We start from the raw sequence: 11,299 nt of genomic DNA, 5'->3' as shown, positions 1-11,299 counted from the left end.
CGTTCCCCTAGTAATCCGAATAAAGCCGCACCGGCGTCGGCGTGACGAGCCAGCTGGGCTGCGCGCGCGCATCGAATGCATAACGCAGGTACACGAGCGCCGAACTCGGCGCGTAGTCGTGCGACCGGTCGACATGCAGTTGCGCGCCGACGCTCAGGTGCGGGTTCACGCGGTACTCGACGATGCCGTTCACACCGTACGAGAACGACACGCCGCGTGTCGAGCTGCCCGCGTATACGAACCCGGCCGCGACCTGCGCGGCCCGCTGGTCCGAGAACGTCGGGTAAAACAGCGAATCCTTCTCGTAGCTGTTCGAGATCCCGCCCGTGACGGTCAGGTCCCACGACAGCGCGTCGCGCCGCCCCGCCCATTCGATCGGCACGCCGAGCGACAGGTAGCGCTGCGGGCTGTAGTAACCGCCCTGCCCGTACGTGTAGTAGCGCAGGTTCTGCGCGTAGTGCCACGCATTGCCGACGAGCCCGGTGCTGACCTTCATCGTCGCGCGCTCGTACACGGGCACCGTGAACCCGGTGCGCAGCGTGACTTCCGCGTTGCGTTCGACGTTGCGGCCGGACAGCACGCCCGCGCCGAGTTCCGCGAACAGGTTCGTGCGGCCGACGTCGACCGATGCGCGCAGGTTCACGCCGTCGCGGCGCACGCCGCCCCAGACCGCGCCCGTCCACGGGTCGCGCATCCCCGCGTACGACAGCACGCTGCTCGTTTCCGGCCGCCGCGACGCATTCACGCTGAAGCTCGCCGGGCCCGCGTCGAAGCGGTAGCGCACCCCGCCGACGAGGTAATGCACGGGGAAACCGAGCGGCGACGTGCCGAGATCGAAGCGCCATGCATCGGTGCGATAGCCGGCGCCGAGCGCGACACCCGTCGTCGACTGGTGCAGCGAGCCCGGCGGATTCGCGATCAGCGCGGCGGCCTGCTGATTCGACTGGAACGGGGGCGGCAGCCCGCTCGATGCCCTGAGCGCCGCGTAGGTCCCGAACGTCTTCAGCGAATACGCGTTCGGGTCGCTCGTATCGAGCGTGCCCGGATCCAGATGCACGGTGTCGATCTGCGCGAACACATGCCCGTCGTAGCGGATCGGCATCTGCAGGTAGATCGGCACCTGCTGCGCGCGATACGACGAGATGCCTTCGTCGCCCGACTTGTACGCGGGCATCCAGCCGGTCTCGATCTCGGGGTTCCGCCGCTGTTCGAGATCCGCGAACGCGGCCTGCGCGGGCGTCAGGCCGTCGCGGCCCGGGCTCACACCCGCCGTGCGTTCCTGCGACCGCGACAGCCGGTACAGCGACGCCGCGTCGTCGTAGCGGCCCAGTGCCTCGGCCACGCGCCCGGCCGCGACCGTCACGTCCGCACGCGCCGGATACGCGGCCTGCAGCCGGCCGGTCACCTGCGCGGCTTCGTCCGGACGGCGCAGCGCGTTCAGGCGGCGCACGGCCGACAGTTGCGTGTCGACGTCGTCGTCCGGCGTGCGTGCGAGCACGGCCTGCACCCGCGCGAGCGCGGCCGCGCGGTTGCCGCTGTCCTCGTCGATGCGCGCGAGCGCGAGCTGCGTATCGGCATCGTTCGGCGTGCGCGCGACGACCGCCGCGAGCGCGTCGCGCGCCGCGCCGTAATGGCCCTGCGCGCGTTCGAGATCGGCCAGTTCGAGCGCATGGCGCTTGTCCGCGCGGCCGGCCGGGCTCGCGCGATCGAGCAGCGCACGCGCCTGCGCGTAGTCCTGCCGCGCGATCGCATCGTCCGTCTGCCGCAGCACGAGCCGCAGCGACTGGTCCTCGAGCCTCGCCGTCTGCGCGGGCGTCAGCGACGGTTCGCGGCGCAGCGCATCGAGCCACGCGGCGAGTGCGTCGTCGCGCCCCGCGCTGCCGAGCAGGTCGCCGTAGCGCAGCCGCACGTCCGCATCGACTTCGCGCGGGTGCGCGGCGATCCAGTCGCGCAACGGTGCGAGGCCGCGCTCGGGTTCGCCCGCGCCGATCCACTGCGCGCCGATCGCGGCGAGCATGTCGGGATCGTCCGGCGCGCTTGCCTGCGCATGCGCGAGCGATGCCGCGAATGCCGCACGATCGCCGCGCCCGAGCGCGCCGCGCGCGTCGGCCAGCGTGCTTTCCGCGTCGAGCTTGCGCGCGAGCGCGCGCATCCCGTCCGAACGGTGCGCATCGTCGACGGGCGCGAGCGCGGCCTGCGCGCCCGCGATGTCGTCGAGCGAATTGCGGTACAGCGCGGTCGCGTAGCGCATCTCGGGCGTATCGCTTTGCGCGAGCCCCTCGTCCATCACCGTGCGGCCGAGCTGCGGCAGCCCCATGTCGCGATACAGGCGCGCGAGCGCGAAACGCGTCCACGGCGCGTCGGGCGCCGCACGCACGGCCGCCTCGTAGCGTTGCGCGGCGGGCCCGCGTTCGCCCTTGTCAGCAAGCGCGCGCGCCTGGTTCGCGAGCAGGTCGGCGCGCAGGCCGTCGAGCGCACGGCGATCGTCGCGGCCCGTCACGCGCCCTTGCAGCGCGTCGAGCAGCGGGCCGATCCGGTCCGCGCGGCCGGTGTTTTCATACAGCATCGCCGCACCGCGCACGGCCGACGGATTCGGCGAACGCGCGGCCAGCAATTCGCGCAGCAACGGCTCCGCGCGCGCCCAGTCGCGCTGCGCGAGCAGCGCATCGGCGAGCTGCAGCTTCGCGTCCGGACTGTCCGGCTGCATCGCGAGCGCGGCACGCGCCGCGCGCTCGGCATCCTGCGGCCGTCCCGCGGCGGCGGCCGCACGGCCTTGCGCGAGCAGGCCCCAGAACTGCGCGGTGCGCGCCAGGCTCTGCCATTTGCCGCGCTGGTCGGTCGCGAGCGTCGCGGCCCGCGCGAACAGCGCGCGCGCGTCGTCGTGCCGCCCTTCGCGCAGGCGCAGCAGGCCGAGCCCGCCGACCGCATCGGCGTCGTCCGCGCGCGCACGTGCGGCGCGGGCGAGCAGCGGATCGGCCGCCGCAAGGTCGCCGCGCGCGAGCGCCTGCAGGCCGCGCTGCTGCGCGATATAGCCGGGATCGCGTTCGAGCCGGCGCTGCGCATCGCGCCGGCTGTCCAGTTCGGCAGCGCGGTCGCGGAATTCGGTGTCGTCCGGCACGAGTGCGAGATACGCATGCAGCGCGTCGAGATACGCCGGATCGCTGCCGGCCGATTGCAGCACGCGCCGCCACAGCGCCATCGCCTCCGTATGGTCGGCGTCGTCCCGCCTCGCGAGCGACCATGCGATCCGGTTCGCCTCCGCGCGCGTGTCGGCACGCTGGTTCAGCAGCCGCGCGAGCGCCATCGACGCGCTCGTGTCCTGCGGATCGGCCGCGGCCGCGCGGCGCAGCGCGGCGATCGCCGGCTCGCGACCGCCCGGCGCATTCGACACGATCTGGTAATACTCGGCGCCGAGCGCACCCGACGGCGCGCCGTTCGGAAACAGCGCGACGATCCGCCGGGCTGCCTCGTCGGCGCGGCCGCTGCGGGCGAGCAGGCGGATCTGCGCCATCTCGCCGCGCCCGCTCGTCGCGACGCGATATTCGTCGGCCACCCGCCGCGTCGCGGGCGCATTCGGCGACTGCGCCTGCAGGCGCGCGAGCGCGGCCTGCGCGCCCTTCGCATCGCCGAGCCGCAGCAGCACACGGACCTGTTCGGCAAGCAGTTCGGGATTGCCCGGCGCGATCAGCAACCCCTTGCGCAGCGCATCGTTCGCGAGGTCGTCGCGATGCTTGACGCCCCACATCCGCGCGGTATCGAGCTGGCGCTGCGCATCGGCGGAAGCGGTAGCCGCCGGCATGGCGGTTTTCGGCATCGCCGCGTCGGCTGCGGTGCCCGGCGCGGCCGCGCACACCGACGACGCGAGCCATGCGAACCCCGCGACATGCGGCGCGGCGCACTTCAGCGGGCGGCGCACGAAGGGCCTCCCCAGCGGGCGTCGAGCGTGCCGTCCGCGCCGAACCTGTAGCGTCCGTCGCGCCAGCCGAGGCCGAACAGCGTCAGCACGCTCGTGTAATAGCCGGGCGCCGACTGGCGCGCGAGCGACTCGACGCGGGCCGCCTGCGCATCGGCGAGCGCGCGCTGGCCGCGCGCGTCGAGAAACGGCACGGCCGCCGCGGAAAATCCGCCGTTGCCGTCGTTCGGCCCCGCGACGCCCGTCGTCGTATCGACCTTCTCCGGCGGCGCGCCATGCGCGGCGATATGGTCGGCGAACGGCGCGAAACGCGCGAGCAACGGCGCGGCGAGCGGATCGGCGCGGTCGAGCATGCCGGCCCACAGGTACACGCGGATCGCGTTGTACGCGCTCTCCGCATGCGTCTGCGGATCGGGCCCGAAGCCCGTGCCCGCGCGATACAGCGCCCAGTCGGGCGAAAAACCCTTCGGCGCCGTGTCGAGCAGCACGCGCCCGGTGCTGGATGCCAGCGCGGCCCAGCGCCGGTCGTCGGGCAGGCGCGCGCCGAGCGCGCGGATCACCTGCGGCGGCGAATAGCTCGGGTTCACGCGCCACTGGCCGTTGGGCAGCTTGAAGCCGGTCGGCCCGGGCAGCAGCGTGACGCCGAGGCCCGGCACGGTCGCGGTTTCCTCGTCGAGCACGCGCTTCGCGAGCAGCGCGCCGCGCGCGGTGTAGCTGCGCTCGTGCCACAGCCGCCCGGCCTCGACGAGCGCGTACGCGATCCACAGGTCGGCGTCCGACGCCGCGTTCGCGTCGAGCACGCGCCACGCGCCGTCCGGCGCGCGGCCCCACAGCCACGCCGGCAGGTGCGCGCTCAGGTCGCCCTGCGCGAGGTTGTTCTCGGTCCATGCGAGGATCGTGTCGAACATGCGCCGGTCGTTCGCGACCAGCGCGAAGAAAAGTCCATACGCCTGCCCCTCCGACACCGTGCGTGAATCGGCCGAGCCGACGTCGATCACGCGGCCGTCGGCCGAGATGAAATCGCGCTTGAACGCGTCCCAGCGCGGCCACGGCGCGCCGCATCCGGCGGCGGCCGCATCGGTCGCGCCGGCGCCCGCGGCCTGCGCGCGAGCGGCCATGCCGCCCGCCGCACACGCCATCGCAACCGCCAGCGCGAGTGCCGCGCCGACGCGCCGCGCCGGCCGCGTTACCCGTCGCTTCGCCATAACCCCCGCCATCCGTTACATCCCCCGTCGACGCGCGGCGATTTTCTGCAGCACGCTGAACACGCCGAGCGCGAGCAGCAGCCCCGCGACGACGCCGACCGCGCCGAGCACGACCGGATGCCGCGCCGCCTGCGTCCAGACGCGCGCATACCACGGCACGAAGCCGACCACGTAAGGCTCGCCGACGCGCAGGCTGTCGACCTGCCCCGGCCGCACCAGCGCGAGGTCGCCCTGCAACTGCGACACGAGGCCCGAGTTCTCGAACACGTTCAGCAGATCGCCGAGGCGCGGCTGGTCGGTCGCCGTCAGCGCGACGACGCTGCGGCCATGGCTACCCGGCAGCTCGAAACCGGCGAGCGCCGCGAGCGGGCCCGTCTGCTCGATATGCGCGCCGCCGTCGGGAAGGCCGACGCCGTTGCGCCAGCGCTCCTTGACCGTGAACGCGACGCGCGTCGCGCCGCCGCCGCCCGCACCGCCCTGCTCGCCGATCGCGAGCGGCAGCGCCGAGCGCCAGTGCGCGAGCAGCGGCGACGTGGGCGAGCCGTCGATCACGAGCAGATCCTTGCTGCCCGACAGCGCCGCGACGTCGCCGGGCCGCGCGACCTGCACGCGCAGTGCCGGGAAACCCGTCCACTCGCCCATGTGGCCGAGCATCGTCAGGTAGGCCTCGAGCTCCTGCGGCGACGGCCGGTCGGGCATAACGACGGCCGTCTGCGACAGGTCGGCGAAGCGCGTGAACGGAAAACCGCTGTTCGCGAAATACGCGAGGTTCGGCAATTGCGCGTAATGGACGAAGTGCGAGAAGTCGATCGTCGAATCGGGATCGATCGCCGCGCGCTGCGGCTCGGTGGCCGTGCTCGAGCACAGGCCCGTCTTCTGCGAATCGAGCGTGAAGCGGAACTGCAGCTGGTTGCCGCTGCCGACGCGGAACGCCGGGATGTCGACATCGCTCGTCACGCGCCCTTCCGGCACCGACAGCAGCGGCAGCTGCATGCGGCCGCGCGCGTCCTCGGCGTGGGCGGGCCCGAGCCGGTACGACTTCACGAGCTGGTCGTTGATCTCGACGGCGAGCGTCGAGTTGTCCTGCACGGTCGGCGCCGTGTAGCGGTAGCGCAGCGTGATCGGCACGCCCGAGCCGTTCCATGAATGGAGATCGGCCGGCACGCGCAGGTTCAGGCGAATCGCGTCGGGCGTCGTGCCGCGCGCTTCCAGTTCGCGCAGATCGGACACGAGTTCGCGGAACGCGATCGGCCGGTTCACCGGCAGCCAGCGCGGCGCGTCGTACGGCTTGCGCGGCGCGCCGAGATCGACGTGCGCGACCGTCGCCGCCGGCCCTGACAGCGCCGCGCGGCCGAGCACGAGCGTCGCGACCGCGTCGTCGACCTCGGCCGACGTGCGGCCCGTGACGACGAGCAGCTTGCGCCCCGGCGCGGCCGGGTTGTCGGCAACCGCGAGCAGCGGACCGTTGACCGACGGCAGCGCGAGGCCGGCCGGCAGCGTCGCAGCCGTGCCGACCACCACCGCCTGGTCGTCGGCCGGCAGCGCGGACGACACCGGGAAGCGCGCATGCCGGTAGTCGGCCAGCGCGCCGAACCACGACGCGAGCACGCCCGCGCTACGCAGCGTCGCCGAATCGGGCGCCCCCGGCAGCACGAATGGCAGCCGCACGCGGCCGTTGTCGCGCCGGTCGAAGAACGGCGCGGGCAGCAGCGCGAGATCGTTCGGCAAGCGAACCGGCGATTCGTCGAGGATCAGTTCGCTCGTCGGGCTCACGTCGGCCCACAGCGCCGAGTTCGACGGATCCTCGCAATGGTCGAGCGTGTAGTGCGCGATCAGGCGCAGGCCGATCTGGTTGAAATCCGAGAAATAGCGCGGATCGATCGGGATCTCCTGCGTGACCGCGCGGCCCGCGCGCGCGGCGTCGAACGGGACGGTCGCGATGACCTCGCCGTTCACCGACACCTTCAGGTGCGACATCGGGAACACGAGCGACGGCGAATACGCGTAGGTCAGGCGCAGCCGCGCGCCCGTGACCACGCGGTCGAGCCGCACGCCCGCGTGGATGGTGCGCGCGTCGTCGGCGCCGCGCAGGCGCAGCGGTTCGAACGCGCCGAGCGACGCGAACGGCAGGCGCACGGTCGTCGCCGGCAGCCCGACGGACGGCGCGCTGGCCGCCGCCGGCGCGGCCGCGAGCACCGGCGCCGGCGCATTACCCGCACCGGCGGCGGACGCCGCAACGGCCGCCGGCATCGGAGCGGCCGACAGCACGGCCGCGTGAAAAGCGCCGGCCATGGCGATCGACAGGAGCAGCAGCGACGCGGCCGGCTTCATGCGCCGCTCCGTTTCGTCAGGGTCATCCGGTCGTCCGTCGCACCGAAACCGATGCGCGCAAAGCAGCTATGCCCGTGAGTGAACATCCCCACTGCTTCCCCTCATATCAATTAACTGGCCCGATTCATTTATCGAAACGAAGCGGTACATTCTTTAATCGGCTGTCGTCGTGTTTGCGCGCGCGCCTGGCACCGGCACGCGCTCATTCGTCACACTATCTCAAAAATAGGACAAAACTTACCCCGATTCGCGACAGTGAAGCGAAAAAAACCTCAATCCGGTCGGAAATGCTGTGCAAAAGGAGTGAATGGCAAAATTTTCGCCATTGCTGCCGGCGGGACCGAACGGCATACTGCCGACGCGGCCGGCCGGGCCGGCATGCTGGCGGCGGTCCGTTGCAGACCGCCCGCAAGACGCTGCCGCGGGGCGGCGCGTATGCTACCGCACTCCCGTACTACCCGATGATCTTTCTTCGCGGAAAAACGACTTGGATCAAATCGTCGACACAGCCACCCCGTCCCCCGACACGCTGCTGCGCATCATCGCGGCGCAAACCGAGATCGCGAAACTCGGTCTCGACCTCGGCAGCGTGATGGCCTATGTGGCCGAGCAGGTGCCGCTGCTCACCGGCGCGAGCGCCGCGGCGGTCGAATTCGCCGAAGGCGACGACATGGTGTACCGCGCCGCGTCGGGCGCGGCCGCCGGGATGCTCGGCCTGCGGCTGCGACGCTCGGGCAGCCTGTCGGGCCTGTGCGTGCAGCGCGGCGAGTTGCTGCACTGCGTCGATTCGGAAACCGATCCGCGCGTCGATCGCGACGCGTGCCGCCGGGTCGGCCTGCGCTCGATGCTCGTGATGCCGCTCACGCATGCCGACACGACGGTCGGCGTGCTGAAGGTGATGTCGCCGGACGTCGACGGCTTCTCCCCGGCCGACGCCGGCACGCTGCGGCTGACGGCCGGGCTGATCGCCGCCGCGATGTTCCACGCCGCGCGCAACGAGGCGAACGAGCTGTACCTGCGGGCGACGCACGACGCGCTCACGGGCCTGCCGAACCGCGCGCTGTTCTACGACCGCCTGCGGCAGTCGATGCATACGGCGCTGCGCGCGAACGGCCGGCTCGGCATCCTCAACATCGACATGGACGGGCTGAAGCCGATCAACGACGGTTTCGGCCATCGCGCGGGCGACGCCGCGCTGCGCGAGATCGCCACGCGGATGATCGGTGCGGTGCGGCGTTCGGATACGGTCGCGCGCGTCGGCGGCGACGAATTCGCGGTGATCCTGCCGAACGTCGGCAACCGCGACGATGCGCACACGCAAAGCACGCGGCTCGCGCGGCAGGTCGGCGAACCGTTCGAATTCGAGGGACACGCGCTGCGGCTGGGCGTCAGCGTCGGGATCGCGATGCTGCCCGACGACGGCACCGACATGAACGCGCTGATCGAGCATGCGGATCAGGCGATGTATGAGGTGAAGCGCACGCGGGGGCAGCGAACGCGCGACGCGTGACATGGGCATCCAGCGCCGCCAATCCGATTCTGAAACCGGCTGATCGGAAAGCGGATCGACACACACCGACAGCATTTTGTAATTTTGCAGTTATCATTGCGATGCCAGCGCTAACGCGCCCGACATCATTCAGCGCGACCGGACAGACAGCGAATTCGTGTTTTTAACGCTTGATCGGTTCGCCACTTCACGCAATGGATCATCTGCTTCCGCACTACGAAAGAGAACTTGCCCTACTGCGCCGATCGATTGCCTCCTTCTCGGCGCGCTATCCCAAAATTGCAGTCCGCCTCGGAATCAACGGAGACCGCTCCGAAGATCCGCATATCGAGCGAATGCTGCAATCATTCGCTCTTCTTGCCGCGAATATCGACGTTCGGCTCGACGACAACTACACGGAGTTTGCCGACGCCCTCCTCGGCATGCTGCATCCCCAGTATGTCCGACCGCTGCCGGCATGTGCCATTACCCGGTTCGACGTTTCCGACATGTTCGACAAGCTCACCGAGCCGTCGTTGATTCCCCGCGGTACCGAACTCTCGAGCAAGGCAGAGGACTGCAGGTTCCGGACCGTGTACGACGTCACGCTTGCACCCATATGCGTTGCGGCTGCGCGCTACGTATCGGCGACAGCCGTTCCCTCTGACGTCGTATTGCCACCGCGCACAACCGGCCTCCTCTCCGTCACCTTCGCCGTTACGCGGCCTGACTTTCGTATCAAGTCCATCCCAAGTCCCTTGCGCATCCATATCGATGGCGCCGATGAAGTTGTCGCCGCGGCAATGGATGCCATAACGATGCGCACGGCAGCGGCTTTCGTCGAAGATACCGAACGGCGCTGGACCGCACTGCCCGCTCCGCCGCTTGCGTCAGTGGGCTACGACGATACCGAGAAACTGATCGAAGAAGACGACGGATCACCGGCTTTGAGGCTGGTCGGCGAATACTTTGCGTATTCGAAGAAATTCGATTTCGTCGACGTCGATCTCGCCGCGCTCGTGCGTGCAGCAGGGCCCAGTCCGCAGTTGACGCTGCACCTCGCCATCTGCGGCGTACATCCGGATTCGCGAGAAGCGCAGCGGCTGGCAAACCTGTCTGCAGAGCACCTGAAACTCTTCTGCACGCCGATCGTCAATCTGTTCCGGCTTACGTCCGTGCCGCTCAAGCGAGACCCGCTGACCGACACGTATCCGGTTCAATCTCAGAACACCGACGCAGCCCAGGTTGCAGTGTGGTCGGTCGATACGGTCCGCGCCACGACCGGCGCATCCAGAACGAATATCATTCGGCCGTTCACGTCGCTCATGCACGGCGGCGCCGGCGGTCTGGCCGGCCCTTACTGGGTTCTCGTCCAAGACACGGCAGCAACGCCGTCAGGAAAGGTGAACGCCGCGCTCGGCCTGATCGGACTCGATGGCCGCCCTGCCCTCGACACCGGGATCGAGCAGATCACGGCGAACATGACCTGCTCGAACGGCGATCTCCCGCGCAGGATACGGGCAAGTGCGGAGAATGGCGATCTCGTGAATGAACAAGGCCCAATGGTGTCGAGCATCATGATGCTCGATACGCCCACCGAGGTCGCACATTTGCCGCAACAAGGCGACGCCGTATGGCGGCTCATCGCGCAACTCGCGCCACACTCGATCGAGCTGACCCGCACCGGGCTTGTGGAATTGAAACGCCTACTCCGTCAATTCACCCCGCGGTCCGGGAGACATACGAACCTGATCGACGGATTGACGAATCTGGGCCATCGCGTCAAGCAGCTCTGGCTGTCGGGAGAACCCATGCCGAGCTTCGTAAGGGGTCTGGAGGTAACCTTGACCGTTGACGAACAGGCGTTCGCCGCAACCAGTCTGAATGTGTTCGTCGGCGTAATGCAACACTTTTTCACAACGCATATGTCGGCAACGAACTTCGTCCAGCTCGTCGTCATGTCGGCCAACACCGGTCGGGAAATTCAGCGCTGCACACCGCGACCGGGAACGATCGCTCTTGTCTGACTATCTTGTGCGACCAACTTCGGAGAACGGCTGCTTCATGCTCCGTACCACTCAGACGAGGCTTGAAATCAAGCAACATCCGCAAGTCGCACGATGACCGTGCCGCGCGATCGGGACGCCGTCGTCGGTCATCGATTCGTCGCCCTCCACGATCAGGTTCGGCTTCACTTCCGGATGCTGAGGACACGACACTTCGTCGCCTTTGCGCGCCACGAAACGGCCGTCGAAACGCATCTTCGACGAACCGGTGATGACTTTGCCGCCATGGTCGGTGTCGTCGCCGACACGGATGAGGTTCATCATGAATGAGATGCCTTGTTGGTAACCCGAGCCG

At 69.5% G+C, this 11,299-nt stretch carries 6 protein-coding genes; 2 read left to right on the top strand and 4 right to left on the bottom strand.

Annotated features, from left to right (window positions below; all coding sequences use genetic code 11):
* Window positions 1-7: 7 nt before the first annotated feature.
* The 3 genes from MRS60_RS06765 to bcsB are packed head-to-tail and all read right to left on the bottom strand — an operon-like array spanning window position 8 to window position 7,449.
* The gene (locus tag MRS60_RS06765) at window positions 8-3,916 is read right to left on the bottom strand and encodes a cellulose synthase subunit BcsC-related outer membrane protein (RefSeq protein ID WP_243565433.1); all 3,909 of its coding nucleotides are present in this window, start codon (window positions 3,914-3,916) and stop codon (window positions 8-10) included.
* Window positions 3,901-5,130: a cellulose synthase complex periplasmic endoglucanase BcsZ gene (gene bcsZ / locus MRS60_RS06760; protein ID WP_243565432.1), complete on the bottom strand. Its 1,230-nt coding sequence runs from the start codon at window positions 5,128-5,130 to the stop codon at window positions 3,901-3,903. The genes MRS60_RS06765 and bcsZ overlap by 16 nt, the downstream gene beginning before the upstream one ends.
* A 3-nt stretch (window positions 5,131-5,133) precedes the next feature.
* Entirely contained in the window at window positions 5,134-7,449 is a 2,316-nt protein-coding gene (gene bcsB, locus MRS60_RS06755) for a cellulose biosynthesis cyclic di-GMP-binding regulatory protein BcsB (RefSeq protein ID WP_243565431.1), read from the bottom strand.
* Window positions 7,450-7,936: 487 nt separating this feature from the next.
* Here bcsB and MRS60_RS06750 point away from each other — a divergent pair, with 487 nt between their 5' ends.
* Together MRS60_RS06750 and tssF are read left to right on the top strand one after the other, a co-directional pair.
* Window positions 7,937-8,959 carry a sensor domain-containing diguanylate cyclase gene (locus tag MRS60_RS06750; protein ID WP_131947659.1) on the top strand — a complete coding sequence of 341 codons (1,023 nt, stop codon included), beginning with the start codon at window positions 7,937-7,939 and terminating at the stop codon, window positions 8,957-8,959.
* A 194-nt stretch (window positions 8,960-9,153) separates the two neighbouring features.
* The gene (tssF, locus tag MRS60_RS06745; protein ID WP_243565430.1) at window positions 9,154-10,965 is read left to right on the top strand and encodes a type VI secretion system baseplate subunit TssF; all 1,812 of its coding nucleotides are present in this window, start codon (window positions 9,154-9,156) and stop codon (window positions 10,963-10,965) included.
* Window positions 10,966-11,016: 51 nt separating this feature from the next.
* Here the strand turns inward: tssF and MRS60_RS06740 are convergent, their stop codons facing one another.
* Window positions 11,017-11,268 carry a PAAR domain-containing protein gene (locus MRS60_RS06740; protein WP_131947657.1) on the bottom strand — a complete coding sequence of 84 codons (252 nt, stop codon included), beginning with the start codon at window positions 11,266-11,268 and terminating at the stop codon, window positions 11,017-11,019.
* Window positions 11,269-11,299 lie beyond the last annotated feature (31 nt).

It is taken from the genome of Burkholderia pyrrocinia (genome assembly GCF_022809715.1).
In the GTDB taxonomy this organism is placed as follows: Bacteria; Pseudomonadota; Gammaproteobacteria; order Burkholderiales; family Burkholderiaceae; genus Burkholderia; species Burkholderia pyrrocinia_C.
The sequence above is the reverse complement of the archived record's forward strand: the minus strand, read 5'-3'. Positions and strand labels throughout refer to the sequence as shown.

What these genes read in the sequence shown, in the direction of transcription:
- MRS60_RS06740 (WP_131947657.1), bottom strand. Translation starts at nt 11,268, where the DNA reads ATGATGAACCTCATCCGTGTCGGCGACGACACCGACCATGGCGGCAAA.
- bcsB (WP_243565431.1), bottom strand. Translation starts at nt 7,449, where the DNA reads ATGAAGCCGGCCGCGTCGCTGCTGCTCCTGTCGATCGCCATGGCCGGC.
- bcsZ (WP_243565432.1), bottom strand. Translation starts at nt 5,130, where the DNA reads ATGGCGGGGGTTATGGCGAAGCGACGGGTAACGCGGCCGGCGCGGCGC.
- tssF (WP_243565430.1), top strand. Translation starts at nt 9,154, where the DNA reads ATGGATCATCTGCTTCCGCACTACGAAAGAGAACTTGCCCTACTGCGC.